The organism is Vibrio sinensis (assembly GCF_003605645.1).
GTDB classification, from domain to species: domain Bacteria; phylum Pseudomonadota; class Gammaproteobacteria; order Enterobacterales; family Vibrionaceae; genus Vibrio; species Vibrio sinensis.
In genome coordinates this window covers 47060-61378 of sequence record NZ_QVMU01000015.1, presented here as the reverse complement: position 1 = coordinate 61378, position 14319 = coordinate 47060, and the positions used below count along the sequence as shown (strand labels likewise).

Genomic DNA, 14319 nt, shown 5'->3' with positions numbered 1-14319 from the left:
CAAACCAGTTAGCGAATCAAAGTCAGAATCCGCTTAAACTCCGGTGCTTTACAATCTTGCAGTAATTCATACAGCGCCATTTCTACACCAGAAATTTCCACACCATGCGTCATCAATTTATTGATGCCAAGCTGCTTATTTTCCTGCGTTCGAGAAGAAACACAATCACCAAGCAGTTCCACTTTATACCCAAGATCAAGCAAGCCCATTGCGGTCTGATAGACGCAAATATGCGTTTCAATCCCGCAAATTAACCACGTATCAACGTTTTCAGCATTGAGCGCATCAACAAATTTTGGTTCTAGGCAACCACTGAATGTGAGCTTGGGAATGGGCGTAATGTCAGCCAATAATGGACGCAACTCATCAACCGTTGCACCCAACCTCTCTGGGTTTTGCTCTAGTACGATAATGGGTAAACCAAGAGTTTGGAAACCCTGAATCAGGTTACTACAGTTTGTAATCAATGCGTCACTATCGTGAACCAAACGCGCCAGTTTTCCCTGAATATCGACAACGATAAGCCCTGTTTTTGATCTATCTAACATCCACGCTCTCCTTAACAACCCTTATTCTTACATTCATATTTCCGTACATTGACACTATTACATGACACGAAATCATTAGCATCTATCCATCACGACAAATACATCACGAATAATGAACTACTGTCGACTCATTAGTAAACGAGCGCCCGAAAATGCCAAAAATGCAGCACAAGCTTTATTAAACCGCTTTGTTACTGCTGGTTGTGAAAACCATTTTCTTAAATATATTCCGCATACGGCGTAGATAGCAATGGCCAACATTTCCAATAAGAGAAATGTGCTACCTAATACGAAAAACTGTTGATTAACGTCGGCTGAAACATCGACAAATTGAGGTAAGAAAGCAGTAAAAATTAAGATGGCTTTAGGGTTACCTGACGCTAAGGCAAACTCTTGCTTTGCGAGTTCAAAATGATTTCTATGACTATCGATTTCAGAGATTGGGCTAGACTCTGAGTTCCAAAGTTGAAATGCAATCCAAAGCAGATAAACAACGCCAAAGAGTTTAATTAAGAAAAATAGTGTTTCTGATGCATAGAGCACGACCGCCAAGCCTGAAGCGGCCAACGCAATCATGCCTGAGAATGCGGTAATTCGTCCAAGACCCGCGATAAAAGCGGATTTAAATCCGTAACACCTTGCGTTGTTCATCGACAATAGGTTGTTCGGACCAGGGGTCAAGTTAAGCATAAAACAGGCTGGAATAAAAAAAAGTAACGTCCAAATGTCCATCATCTCTCCCTGAGAATCTTGGTATACAACAATAGGCGAAACAACTAGATCATTCTATTGAGCGAATTAACTCGCTAAAAATCTGCCTCTTAAATACAGCAAACAAATCACATCACATCACATCACATCAATTCAATTCAATTCATCGTTTCTTAAATAGAACAGTGAAAGCTTTCGGTTAGACACAAGCTTTCACTGCATATCAGGTGTTTACATCACGCACTCTTTTGCTTCTTTGGCTTTATCAATGCCTTTCTCAATCAAAGATTGCGCTTCTTCGTTACTGATAGTCGCGAGGACTTTATCTAGCAGTTTCTCTGCTGTTGACTCTGATGAAGCATCAACTAAGCAGCTATATGCGTTAGCAATATGGTCTTTCACGTCAGCTAAAGCTTCAGAATCACTAAAATCAACATTTAACGCTTCATCAACCGACGACGCGAGTTCTTTCGCCGATTCGGCTGCCTCTCCAAGATCATCCAGGTTGAGTTTACTTAAATCAACAGAGTCCATTTTTTCTTGTAATGAATCTACTGCTTTATTCGCTGATTCTTGGGCTTGATCGATCACTTTAGTTGCATCATCACAACCAGACAACGCTGTTACTAACATTAACGCAGTAATATATTTTTTCATTCTAGCCCCTCAAAATTCATAGCTACAAGCAACACGCAAATGGCGTGCCAAACAGGCCTATTTTAAATCAAACCCATCAGCGAAAACACTGAATTTTATCAATACATTACTCAGCAAACACAATAGCGTTTTAAGGCACTTATTGATAACCACAAGACTGCTCCTCACATAGAATACCGTCATCATCAATCACAACGAGATAAGGCAAAGTCTCGCCATGTTCGTTATTTTTGATAGAGCTCTAGTGGAAGTCCGTCTGGATCTTTAAAAAATGTATAGTCTTTACCAGTCAACTCATCCACTCGTATTTCTTCGACAGCCACACCTTGCGATTGTAAATAGTGCGCTGCTTCTTTAACTGACGAAACAACAAAAGCTAAATGGCGAAGTCCTTGAGCTTCAGGGCTATTCACTCTTGTTGGTGGATTGGGAAATGAAAATAGCTCAATTTGATTACCATTAGGAAGTTCAAGATCCAACTTATAAGAATCCCTTTGCTCTCGATAGATTTCTGAAATAATCCGTAGACCAAGTGTTTGGGTATAGAACGCCTTTGATTTGTCATAATCGGAGCAAATAATAGCAACGTGATGAATACTTTCTAAAATCATAAATCCCTCTAATTACTCTATCTCTAGACAAACCACATTTTAATTCAATAAGCTACAAAGCAGGAATCCCACTCAATATTTAAGTGGAAAATCCTATCACCTCAAGCTATTGAGACTATATCCAAATTAAATTCAACTAACCTTAACTTAAGCAGTATGCTACTTAAGCTTTTTTCACGTATTTAGCCGTCACAAGGATTTCACCAGCACCATCAACCTTGCAATCTAACTGATGGTCTTTTCCTTCCATAATTCGCTTTATAACCGCTTTTGTACCCACTTTTAGGTTTAATGAACTGCCTTTCACCTTGAGATCTTTAACCAAAGTGACTTTATCGCCTTGCTCTAAAGGCTTCCCATTTATGTCGCATACCGTAAATTGATTTTCAGCTTCTTCTGCTGGATTCCACTCAAATGCGCATTCTGGGCACACCAAGTTTGCTTGGTCTTGATAAACAAATTCCGAGTTACAATTTAGACAAGGAGGAAATGACATGGGTTTGTACTTCTTATTGGTCGATTTAGTTAGTATTTTAATGACATATCTTACTTCGTCGAATCTTTTTCGCCACTAACTTAAAAGGTAGGCCACAAATATCGAACCCATCGTAGTGAACAGCTAGAATATGAAATTAAATTATACTTCTGGTACTTCTAGTCTATGATTTTTGAAGTAAAACTCTTTGTCATGTTCACCGATTTCTCGCACTACGCGACATGGATTGCCCACAGCCACAACATTGGCGGGAATATCTTTCGTTACTATGCTACCGGCACCTATTACCGAATTTTCACCAATAGTGACACCTGGTAGCACTACGGAATGCGCACCAATCCAGACATTATTTCCTATAGTCACAGGAATATTAAACTGAGCAACCTTTCGTCTAAGCTCTGGTTCAATGGGATGACCAGCAGTTGAAATGGTCACATTGGGGGCAATCATAACGTTGTCACCAATATAGATATGAGTATCATCAACCAGAGTGAGATTAAAGTTCACATACACATTGTTTCCTAAGTGGGTATGAATACCCCAATTTGCGTGTAGCGGTGGCTCGATGTAACAATCATGACCAACTTCAGCAAAGAGCTTGGACATAATTTCTTGACGCTTTTTCTGCTCAGATGGTCTGGTATGGTTAAAGTCATAAAGCACTTCTAAACACTGCGTTTGTTCAATAACAAGGTTCTCATCATCGCAAAAATACACTTTTTGACTATGCAGCATATCTTTTGAATTCACTTTAATCTCCAATAATATCAATGAATAAGCTATAAGATGTACCCTTCCTACTAGTCATAACAAACAACCATGATAAAAAAGCTATCGTTACTGATTAATAATAAAGAGTTACTTTCCTGATTAGAAAGTAACTCTCAATTAAATTCATCAACTGTTATCACAAAGCGTGATCGGTTTAGTACTTACTCATTGACTCTTTTACGCAACACGTATTTTTGTACTTTGCCCGTCGATGTTTTGGGAAGTGCTGTGAAGATAAACTTTTTTGGCACTTTAAAGTGAGCAATTTGACTGCGACAAAACTCGATTAACGCTTCTTGAGTAACGTCTTGATCATCTTTGATTTTAACGAATGCACAAGGTACCTCCCCCCACTTCTCATCACTCATAGCAATGACTGCTACTTCTTCAACATCTGGGTGTCGATAAAGGACATCTTCAATTTCTATGCTGGATATATTCTCGCCACCAGAAATGATGATATCTTTAGAACGATCTTTGATTTCAATATAATTATCTTCATGCCAGACGGCTAAATCACCGGTATGAAACCATCCCTCAGAAAGCACTTCATCCGTCGTGGTTGGATTTTTCAAGTAACCTTTCATCACGATGTTACCGCGCAGAAAAATCTCGCCCATCTGCTGACCATTCTTTTCGACTGGAATCATTGTTATCGGGTCAGCGACCATTAACTCACCCTGCATTGGGGCTCTCACACCTTGTCGTGCTTTCATTCGCGCCCGCTCAGTATTATTGAGGTCATCCCAACTGCGTTGCCAATCACACACTACGCACGGACCGAAGGTCTCTGTCAGTCCATAAACGTGTGTGACATCAATACCAAGTGATTCCATTCCCTCAATAACAGAGGCTGGAGGCGCCGCACCTGCCGTCATCGCCTTAACTTGGTGAGCAATACCTTGTTTCAAATCCACGTCAGCATTGTTCATCATATTCAACACAATCGGTGCTGCACAAAAATGCGTTACCTTGTTTTCTTCAATCGACTCAAAAATGGCATCCGCACGAACATGACGTAGACTTACACTCACGCCTGCAGCAGCGGCAATTGACCAAGGGAAACACCAACCATTACAGTGGAACATCGGTAGCGTCCATAAATAAACAGGGTGCGCCCCCATATCCCACGATAATATATTACTCACTGCATTGAGATACGCTCCACGATGATGGTAAACCACTCCTTTAGGGTTCCCAGTAGTGCCTGACGTGTAATTGAGAGAAATAGCTTCCCATTCATCTCTCGGCGGCCAATTTTGAAACTCTGGATCACCATCGAGAATGAACTCTTCATAAGTCACTTCGTTGATTAGACTGCCACCGTCAAATAGGGGATCATCAATCGAAATAACCAAAGGTTGATGAGCTATCATCTTTAATGCCTTTTTAACCACCTCAGTGAATTCTTTATCAACGATCACCACTTTGCTTTCTGCGTGTTGAAAAATGAAGGCGATAGCATCGGCATCAAGACGGGTATTAATTGCATTTAACACCGCGCCACACATAGGTACACCAAAATGCATTTCAAATAATTCTGGTAGATTTGGCGCTATGACTGAAACCGTATCACCCTCACCAACACCTTGCTTTTGCAACGCAGATGCTAATTTTCGGCAACGAATATCCGTCTCTTTCCACGTTTTACGGATATGCCCGTGAATGGTTGAGGGGTAATCTGGATAAACACTTGCCGCTCTTTGTAAGAAACTCAAAGGGCTAAGGCTTTCGAAATTTGCCGGTGTTTTTTCAAGACCAATGTTGTAAATGTTATGTTTATTCATCGTCATTCTCCCTATCGCTGACACTTGGAAAAACAAGTGCCAGCATTCCTATCTTACTCAGTCCTCAAATACTTCTATCGGCTCTTCAGCTTCTTTAGGCTGTGAGCTTTTACGGCGATATTCAATCAAGAAATAGAGAACCACGCCCGCAAGTAAACCAAAACCAGCGCCATACACCGCCAATACAACGCCCATGGTGCCAGCGACACCCATTTGAGTCGCATTACGAATTTGCTCTACACCAACAGAGATGCACAGATACCCAGTGATCAATAAGGTGATAGAAAGTGCTATCGGTAATACCGGTTTAAAAAGAGTAATCAGCGGAAAAGCGAATAGTGCAATGAAGCCAACAATCCAGAAGACGCCCGCACCACTGTAAATACTGTCCATTGCACCACGGCCATGACGGTAACGCTCTGCAATAGTCGCCATAGCCCCAGTAAATAATGGCCCAGCAAGGCCTGGATAAGGAGCAAAGAATGAGTGAATAAGATTACGAAGAGCGGTTACTAAGTGAACACGATCGACGTTGACTTCAATTTCCTCATCAGGGCGTAAGTGATCAACGCGATCGAGTAAGCTTTTACCAACAATGATGTCCCCAAACGCTATCACATACGCAATCAAAGCCGTTGGAATCGCCATCCATAACATCTCTAAGCTTGGTAAACCTAGGGTGAATGGTAAATAGTTAATCATCTCGCCAAAAGCAGGGGTCGACAAACCAAACTCAATATTCGGTAATGGGTATTCATTCACCGCCCACCCCACAGCCATCGCAACTAATGTGCCCGGAACCATTCCGTAACCCGCGATGATTTTGGCCCACTTATGATTGTCAACGTAATCTCTAAAATTAAGTGAAAACAAGACATAAGCAGTGACTAGAAAGCCAATGATTAGTGAGATGGGTGTATTAGCCAAGCGGCCTCCCTCACTAATTTCCCCAGTGAGAGCAGCAATACCGGCACCAATTAATATGCCGGCTTTAATAGAATCAGGAAACAAATCAACCAGCTTACTGCCTAAACGGGTAACGCCAAGAATGAAAAAGATTGCAGTAACGATAAGTTGAAGCCCCACCAGCGCACGAATCGCTTCTGGCCCGGGCTCGAAATTGCCTAAAAAGAGCAAGACGACGGGAATCGCTGGAGTGATCCAGCCTGGCACCATAGGCACACCCAATAAGTTGGGTAACATAAAGCCAATACCACACACTACAACATAAGCCAATGCAACGTCATAAGGGAGGCCTAGGTATTTTTCCAATAATGGAATCATTGCCATGCCGACAACAAACATGATCATACCCTGGATGGTTTCCGCCATTTCCCAGCGGTAATGGATAAATGGCAAGCGAATTTTAAAAGGCCCAGCCGGCCAATAGGGTTGTTCTTTTCCATGAGAGCGTTTGATGACTGACATGCGTACTCCTGTGATTAGTAGGTTCTGATTTAGTCCACTTTCATTACTTAGCAGTAATGTCTGAGCATTAATGCTGAGCGTTAATGGCTAAATCATGGTTCGTTCTACTTACTTAGAGCAATGTCGATGCCAATGTTAATTTTTTGTATCAACACAGAAGCACCACTAGCTTAAAATCTAAAACCTCATGTTTTAAACGGATAGATATATAACTAAAAATTAGATAGTTAAGCCTGCAATTGCGTTTGAATCAATCTCATCAGACCACTATTTACATGTTAAATATTGGTAAACCGATAATATTAGGAAATCAAAATTGGCAAGCCATTGAGCGCCTAACGCTCAAACATTTGAGCGGTTCGCGCTCATCGCGCTCATTACTTCGTAAAGTGGTGAATAGGAGGATAAGTTTGCCAATCTCCCAACATGCGAGTTGCAGGCCAAAAGCCGTCAACTTGTTGAGTTTGTCCAATCGCTTGGTATTGCATAATTTTATGAGTGGCCGCGTCAATATAAGATCGAAATCCAGGTGGGTCTTCAGGTAATGACACCTCAAGGCCGGGTAAAGCATCACGTAATCCAATCAAATTTTTAGAGTCCGCCTTTTGCCAAGCCGCATTGAGCACCTTAACAACGGTATAGGCATCTTGCGCAATAAAGGTAGGAAAGCGCAATGTTCGGTTATAAAACTCGTTTATATAATTGCTATTTCTATCTGTCGTCGGCCAGTTAACATGTGAGCGTCCAGACAAAACAACGCCTTCGGGTAAAGTATCGCCAAGTCGCGACAATACAAAATAACCACCGCCCGTATCAAAATTAACAAAAATGGTCTTCTCGAGTAACCCCGCCACCGACGCTTGCTCTAGGAAGCTGACTAAATCGCGGGTCCAATGCCCACTGACCAAAACATCCGGTGGATCTTCCAACAATGCATTGATGTATAAGCGATAGTCAGTTTGACCAAGTAGACTATAGAATTCATCTTTTATCTGGTATTCAACCTGATAACGTTCAAGGCTTGCCATCATCGTTTGCCAAATCTGATGACCATACTCATAGTCGGGCCCAATGTATGAAATATTTTCCCATTCCACATCATCTTTTATATCGCGTAGGTACCTCGCCCCCGCATCACTGGATTGAGAAGCATCGTTGTTAAGATGGAAATACCAAGGATGCAACTCTCCCCTAGTCAACCTTGCTGAACTATGCCCAGCACCAAGGAATAAACGCTGATGTTTTTTCGCTAGTTGCGTGACCTCCAAGGCGATATTAGAGTTCACAACCCCACACAGAACATCAATATCCCGATTAACAAAATTAAGCGCTATTTCACGTGAACGAAACTGTTTTCCCATCGTATCTGCAACATAAATACGTATTTTAGGTGCATTGGGTTGGGCATGGATTTCATCAAGCGCCATCTCTATCGCTACCAGCGCATCATTTCCCCATAACGCCGATGGCCCACTCAGTGGATACATGCATCCAACCTCAAGATCAGCCTCTTGTTTGGTCGCACCAAGAACAACTTCCGCAATAACGTCACGAATCGATAGTAAAGCAGCGCAGAGCATCAGCAAGCAAATCCCAAAACGGCTCATACCTGAATACCTAACTTTTGCAGACGTCGCTTCAATGCATGGCGGGAAATATTAAGCAACTTAGCAGCATTGCCTTTGTGACCACCACTCTCGTGTAACGCACTCTCAATGACACGTTTTTCTTCATCGGCTAATCGACTCGACAGTTGCTCTAAAGGCTCACTTTCTACGCTTATTCGTTCACCTACTTGTTCACTTGTTCCTTGGCTTAAATTTCCTAGTTTCTCATTAACACAGAACTCATTCGGCAACATTTCCAACCGGATGCTTTCGCCGCCATAAAGTACTGACAGCCGTTCCACTAAGTTTTTCAGCTCACGAATATTGCCCGGCCAACAATACTCAGACAAAACCTTTAGAGTTTGAGGCTGAAAACTAATCGGCATAGCATCGTGGCTCAGTTGCTGCGAAAAGTGCGCAAGTAAAATCGGAATATCCGCTGCTCTTTGTGCTAAAGAGGGCAAGATTAATGGCATCACATTTAATCGGTAATAAAGATCAGCTCGAAAAAGCCCCTCTTCAACCGCACATGAAAGGTTACGGTTTGTCGCGGCTATCACCCGTACATTCGCTTGATTTTCTTTGGTTGACCCAACAGGTCGATAACGCTGACTTTCCAAAAATGAGAGCAGTTTAGCTTGCAGAGCTAACGTTAACTCTCCAACTTCATCCAAAAATAACGTCCCACCGTCTGCGGCATGAATCAAACCAGAACGCGACTTGTTTGCACCAGTAAATGCGCCTTTTTCTACCCCAAACAGTTCAGATTCCAACAAGTTCTCTGGTAATGCTGCGCAATTGACTTCGATGAACGCCTGCTTTGCCAAGCCACTTTGACGGTGAATTTCCGCGGCAACGACCGTTTTACCTGTCCCTGATTCTCCAAGCAATAAAACCGTTTTTGCCTGACTTTTCGCCACCAGTGTAAGATCGTTGTTCAACGTTTGCATTGCAGGCGTATCTCCAATTAACCCCTTATTGCTAGATGGCTGAGTTAATAGATATCGGCACAACTGTTGTTTGAGAGCTTTGACATCAAATGGTTTGGTGATGAAATCTTTTGCGCCTTGCTTCACCGCTTCAACAGCAATTTTAATATCACCATGAGCAGACATCATCACTACAGCACTGTCGGGTAACATCACACTCAATCGTTGTAATGGTTTGAGGTCCTCTCCATCTGGCAATCGAAGATCAAGCAGAACAACTCTAGGCCGAAGGGTGTGAGCTTTTTCTAACCCGTCCTTAGCATTATGCGCAACCACAACATTGTAACTAGGATCTCGTAGTGCAATTTGTAACGAACGAGTCAAAGCCACTTCATCATCAATGATCAACAAAGTTGGCGTTATTTCAGCAAGATCAAAATTAGCTATCTGGGTCACAAACAAACTCCCTATCAAACCTCAGTACAACCTGAGTGCCCTTTCCGGGCTTACTATAAAACTCTAATTGGGCATGATTACTTTCTGCAAGACGTTGTGATACAGAGAGCCCAAGACCAGTTCCTGTCATTTTTGTGGTATAAAACGGCTGACTGATTGAAGCGATCTGTTTTTCATCCATGCCACACCCTTGATCGCTGACCACTATCGAAGCCGCCTCTTCCGTTAATTGCACACTAAGTTCTATCTCACTTCCCGATTGCGAGGCATCAAGCGCGTTAATCAACAAATTCATTAAGATCTGCTGAACTTGGTTTTCATCAGCTTCAATACATAACCGTGTGTCACATTTCACATGTAACTTAATTTCCCTTTCTCTCGCCAAAGGAGCAATCAAGGACGCCAAGCGTTTCATCACCTTAGCCAAAGAAACCTGCCTAGTCTCTGGATCTGGAGGACGAGCATACTCTAGCAATCCGCTAATTAATTGGTTAATGCGGTCGATTTCCCCAACCATGAGTTGCTGTAGCTCTCTGTCTTCGACCTTATCCTCAGACATAGTCTGTACACACACTTTTATCGTGGCTAGCGGGTTACGAATTTCATGGGCAATACCGGTAGCAAACTCGCCCCATACCGCTTTTCTTTCAGCCTCACCTCTTGCTAACAACAGCGAGTCTAAATGTTCAGTCATGCGGTTGAATGCCCGAGCTAACAATGAAATTTCATCATTACCGTGTACGGGTAATCGAGCCGTTAGTTCTCCAGATGAGATCGCATTTGCCGCATCAATCAATGGGAATACTCGGCGTCTTACTCGTTTGACAAGAAAGTAGAAGTACATCGAAACGAAAGAGAGTACGAGTAGCGCCATTAACAACGCCAAAAAACGCTGTTGCTCTCGAGCTAACAAAGGAGTATCAACCGTAGGGTTAATCAAATACCAATTAGCCAATAGAGGATAGGCTTCACTGCCATTTGTTGGCACTGAGATTGACCTTGCAAGAGCATCGAAGCAGCGCTTATCTTGTGCCACCCCCAAGCATAATAAGGTATCACTAGCCTCTGCATTGGAAAGGTAGTGAGTCAAACTCGCTAAGCGCAACTGGAACGCTAAGAAACCAATAGGATGAGTCGCGTCCCTTACTTGAGTGACAGGCAGTGCAAGCAAATACCATGCGGAATTGCCCGGTGTCGCGGCACTTGGACCAACTAATATCGCCTGACCAAATTGCGCTTTAGGTAACGAAGCAACATCGAGTTTCTCGTCCCCCCAATAAGGTGAACCACTCGCACTTTGCCCCGCTAGTGCATTGACTAAATTCCAGTCGCTATCAAAAAAAAGCGCCCCGTATATTTCCGGTCTATCGATATCAAAGTGAATTAAGCTTAAGGTTTGAGAAGAGTGAAACTGGCTGTGTGACGTTTCAAATAATAACGAAATTTCCGGCAATTCAGATATCGCCTCGAGCGCGTGAATGTGCTGGCGACTAAGGTGATAAATACTGTTTTTTATTTGTGCAAAATGTTGTTGTTCACGCTCTATGACCATTTCAGAGACAAGCCCTGCTGTCATTCTGTCATAGACAAATACAGTGACGACTAATGGCAAACTCGCCACCAGCAGAGAGAGCAGAAAAAAGCGCCTAACTAGGCTATTTTTCCAAAATTTAATGGTTTGTTTACTGTGGTAATCCATGCGTTATCCAGCAAGGTAAGTCAATGAATCCCTGGTGCAAGGTGGCTATCACATCTGAGCATAGTGATGCGTACAGTAACAGATTAAAAATAATGCGGTAATGCGACTTACGTCTAAGAAAAGTCGCAGATCAGTACATTCAGCTTACAAGTGCTAAATGACGCAGAACATGGAGTGGAAGTTTATTGCTATCCAATAAATAGGCTTTAACCCAAACGACTAAACATGGCTCCCTAATCTTCACACATAATCAAATTCTTATGGTCAAAGCACTGTCTCGTCACCCATCCCCATGTTTTGTCTAGATACTTATCTTCAACAAAATGACCTGATGTATAATCCGTAACAACATCCCTCCAAAAATTAACCGCATGATCAGCGCCAGCAACTTGTTTGATTTCCCATGTTCCTTTCAGGCTTTCAAATAATCGCGAAATGAATCGCTTACCTAATTTGTTTTTTCGAAAATACGGCACCACATAAAAATCGCATATTTCAAACACACCGGGGCTCTTTTCTTCTATCGCAGTCAACGCAGCAGGGACACCCTCAACATAAAGCAAATACCCTGAAACCTGATCCCCTATCGCTGGATATATTTCGAACAAGCCATTTTCATCTGGTTTATCTTCGATAATTTTTGAAAATTCAGCGGCGTAGCCTTGGTATAAATTTGCATATACTTTTTCATTACTACTATCTACTTTGACTATTTCCATTAAAAAACCTGCAAAATATCCACATTAAAACGGCAATGTTAACATGCTCTTATCTGGTTAATCATATGTAATTGAGTATTTCTATTAGTATTACGAATTGACCAAGTCACATAAGATCTCCTCTTTATTTGTCCACATCTGCACTTTTAAACGCTTTGTCTTGCTATGTCTGTGGGATACAATCGCGCGGTTCACTAGACGAGAGCAATAAGATGCCATTTAACAACGATATCAACGTTATGTTGACCTACCTAGAGCGTTTCTGCAAAACAGCACACATCCACGCGCTAGATGATGTTTCAGACGAGCAGGTTAATTTGCTTCTTGATTTCTTAACGCTCGCTCACAAATTAAAATGTGATATTTACGCGACAGGCAGCCTTAAAAGCTCGCACTTCCTTGGCCTTGGTGTATTCACTCTTGAGCAATACGTTGCACCTCAAGGGAATCTATTTTTGAAAGTAGAGTCGAATAACCTCTATGTCGCATTCGAGCTTGATAGCTGCTGTGATGAGAATTTATTGACGCCGATACGAGTTATCGACGCACTCACTTACCTTGCTGATAAACAGGGACATGCTTTACTACCTGAACACTATGCTTGCAAGTAACGCATTTCATTTAGTAAATGGTATGCAGCCACAAACACCGTATTCAAATTATGTAGACTGGCTTGGGCTGCTCACTAAATATCATGTTTTAACTAAGATGACGGCTAAGAATTGAGCCCTAATCATCTTCGCCGCATTTAGCACACTCATCATAAGTGCGTTCGCCTTCACTAATTACCACGTAACTCCCTACGCATTTCTCGCACAACGCCAGTTTAGGGTAGGCATTTTTTGCTTTTTTGGCGGTCGTATCGCCCTCTGTTGTGTAGTACTTTCTCATATTCACATCATCATTATTTCGAGATAATCGCGTGATTATACCGCTATTCAAATACAATCGTGAACGGATATTAACATAGCGCAACACGTTGAATTCGCGCTACGCTATGCCTTTATGATGGCAATCTTTTCGCCATTGGATGTTCAGGGCTTAACTGAAGTAAGTCCCAAAGGTTGCCATATAAATCCTCAAAGACGGCGACTGTGCCGTAATCGTGTTCTTGTGGCTCGCGAACGAAGTTAATCCCTATCGATTTCATTCGCTCATAATCACGCCAAAAATCATCAGTACTTAGGAATATAAATACCCGTCCACCGGATTGATTACCAATAAAATCAACTTGTTCAGGTTTAGAAGCCTTTGCAAGAAGTATCGTTACACCTTTTGAATTTGGTGGTGCAACAACGACCCAACGCTTATCTTGCTCTGGTTGATAGGTATCTTCTATAAGCTCGAAATTTAGCTTGTTTACATAGAAATCGATCGCTTCATCGTACTCTTTTACGACAAGAGCAATATGAATAATATTTTGCTGCATTTTCTCACCAAACTATGAAGAACTAACTTAAATGGCATCATGCCCAATTATTGTATCCACAACAACACCCGATTCAATTCAAGTTAAGTTCTAATTTTATTGGTAAACACTCACTTCAATCAGGTTTAAATCTGGGTCTAAAAAGTAGACGGACTGAATTGCTCCTAGCGCTCCTGATTTTTCAACCACACCTTCAATAATCTCAATATTTTCATCGGCCAGATGACTCATCACCTCTCCAAGTGACCAGTTCGATATCAAACACAAATCGCCAGAACCCACTTGCGCTAAATTTCGCAGTTCTTGCCCCAAAAGTTGCAGGTTAATTTTTTGATGGCCAAATTTCATCGCTTTTCGTCCGTTAGCGAAAGAAACCTCTTCCATCAGTAAAACTCGCTTATAAAATTGTACCGACCGTTCAATATCCGCAACGGTAAGAACTATATGGTCAATGTGACTAATCAAGTCACT

Annotated in this window: 16 protein-coding genes; 1 reads left to right on the top strand and 15 read right to left on the bottom strand. The window is 42.0% G+C overall.

Annotation, left to right across the window (positions count from 1 at the left end; translation table 11 throughout):
* Nucleotides 1–8: 8 nt before the first annotated feature.
* The 12 genes from DZ860_RS15140 to DZ860_RS15085 all read right to left on the bottom strand — a co-directional run bounded on the left by DZ860_RS15140 (nucleotide 9) and on the right by DZ860_RS15085 (nucleotide 12419).
* A complete protein-coding gene (locus tag DZ860_RS15140) occupies nucleotides 9–548 on the bottom strand; it encodes a hydrolase (protein WP_120032778.1) in 540 nt (179 codons plus the stop codon).
* Between the two features lie 117 nt (nucleotides 549–665).
* Nucleotides 666–1280 (bottom strand): LysE family translocator, encoded by a 615-nt coding sequence (locus DZ860_RS15135; protein ID WP_120032775.1) that lies wholly within the window; start codon nucleotides 1278–1280, stop codon nucleotides 666–668.
* 210 nt (nucleotides 1281–1490) lie between these two features.
* Complete coding sequence (locus DZ860_RS15130) at nucleotides 1491–1916, bottom strand: hypothetical protein (RefSeq protein WP_120032772.1); 426 nt, start codon at nucleotides 1914–1916, stop codon at nucleotides 1491–1493.
* A gap of 224 nt (nucleotides 1917–2140) precedes the next feature.
* Nucleotides 2141–2524 carry an SMU1112c/YaeR family gloxylase I-like metalloprotein gene (gloA2, locus tag DZ860_RS15125; RefSeq protein WP_207890643.1) on the bottom strand — a complete coding sequence of 128 codons (384 nt, stop codon included), beginning with the start codon at nucleotides 2522–2524 and terminating at the stop codon, nucleotides 2141–2143.
* A gap of 166 nt (nucleotides 2525–2690) precedes the next feature.
* Entirely contained in the window at nucleotides 2691–3023 is a 333-nt protein-coding gene (locus DZ860_RS15120) for a zinc ribbon domain-containing protein YjdM (protein ID WP_120032766.1), read from the bottom strand.
* Nucleotides 3024–3164: 141 nt separating this feature from the next.
* The gene (locus tag DZ860_RS15115; RefSeq protein ID WP_120032763.1) at nucleotides 3165–3773 is read right to left on the bottom strand and encodes a sugar O-acetyltransferase; all 609 of its coding nucleotides are present in this window, start codon (nucleotides 3771–3773) and stop codon (nucleotides 3165–3167) included.
* Between the two features lie 182 nt (nucleotides 3774–3955).
* Entirely contained in the window at nucleotides 3956–5581 is a 1626-nt protein-coding gene (locus tag DZ860_RS15110; protein ID WP_120032760.1) for an acyl-CoA synthetase, read from the bottom strand.
* 57 nt (nucleotides 5582–5638) lie between these two features.
* Complete coding sequence (locus DZ860_RS15105; protein WP_120032757.1) at nucleotides 5639–7009, bottom strand: solute carrier family 23 protein; 1371 nt, start codon at nucleotides 7007–7009, stop codon at nucleotides 5639–5641.
* A 377-nt stretch (nucleotides 7010–7386) separates the two neighbouring features.
* The gene (locus DZ860_RS15100) at nucleotides 7387–8616 is read right to left on the bottom strand and encodes an ABC transporter substrate-binding protein (protein ID WP_120032754.1); all 1230 of its coding nucleotides are present in this window, start codon (nucleotides 8614–8616) and stop codon (nucleotides 7387–7389) included.
* Nucleotides 8613–10001 (bottom strand): sigma-54-dependent transcriptional regulator, encoded by a 1389-nt coding sequence (locus DZ860_RS15095; protein WP_165862907.1) that lies wholly within the window; start codon nucleotides 9999–10001, stop codon nucleotides 8613–8615. The genes DZ860_RS15100 and DZ860_RS15095 overlap by 4 nt, the downstream gene beginning before the upstream one ends.
* Entirely contained in the window at nucleotides 9985–11700 is a 1716-nt protein-coding gene (locus DZ860_RS15090) for a sensor histidine kinase (RefSeq protein WP_120032752.1), read from the bottom strand. The genes DZ860_RS15095 and DZ860_RS15090 overlap by 17 nt, the downstream gene beginning before the upstream one ends.
* 233 nt (nucleotides 11701–11933) lie before the next feature.
* Nucleotides 11934–12419, bottom strand: a complete 486-nt coding sequence (locus DZ860_RS15085; protein ID WP_120032749.1) for a GNAT family N-acetyltransferase — start codon at nucleotides 12417–12419, stop codon at nucleotides 11934–11936.
* A 212-nt stretch (nucleotides 12420–12631) separates the two neighbouring features.
* On the opposite strand from DZ860_RS15085, the gene DZ860_RS15080 reads away from it, so the two are divergent.
* Complete coding sequence (locus tag DZ860_RS15080; protein WP_120032746.1) at nucleotides 12632–13030, top strand: hypothetical protein; 399 nt, start codon at nucleotides 12632–12634, stop codon at nucleotides 13028–13030.
* A 118-nt stretch (nucleotides 13031–13148) separates the two neighbouring features.
* Here the strand turns inward: DZ860_RS15080 and DZ860_RS15075 are convergent, their stop codons facing one another.
* The 3 genes from DZ860_RS15075 to DZ860_RS24635 form a co-directional block, all read right to left on the bottom strand.
* On the bottom strand, nucleotides 13149–13310 hold the full coding sequence (locus DZ860_RS15075) for a hypothetical protein (RefSeq protein WP_120032743.1): 162 nt from the start codon (nucleotides 13308–13310) through the stop codon (nucleotides 13149–13151).
* Between the two features lie 112 nt (nucleotides 13311–13422).
* On the bottom strand, nucleotides 13423–13848 hold the full coding sequence (locus DZ860_RS15070) for a VOC family protein (RefSeq protein WP_120032740.1): 426 nt from the start codon (nucleotides 13846–13848) through the stop codon (nucleotides 13423–13425).
* Nucleotides 13849–13944: 96 nt separating this feature from the next.
* The gene (locus tag DZ860_RS24635) at nucleotides 13945–14313 is read right to left on the bottom strand and encodes a VOC family protein (RefSeq protein WP_439333145.1); all 369 of its coding nucleotides are present in this window, start codon (nucleotides 14311–14313) and stop codon (nucleotides 13945–13947) included.
* Nucleotides 14314–14319: the final 6 nt, after the last annotated feature.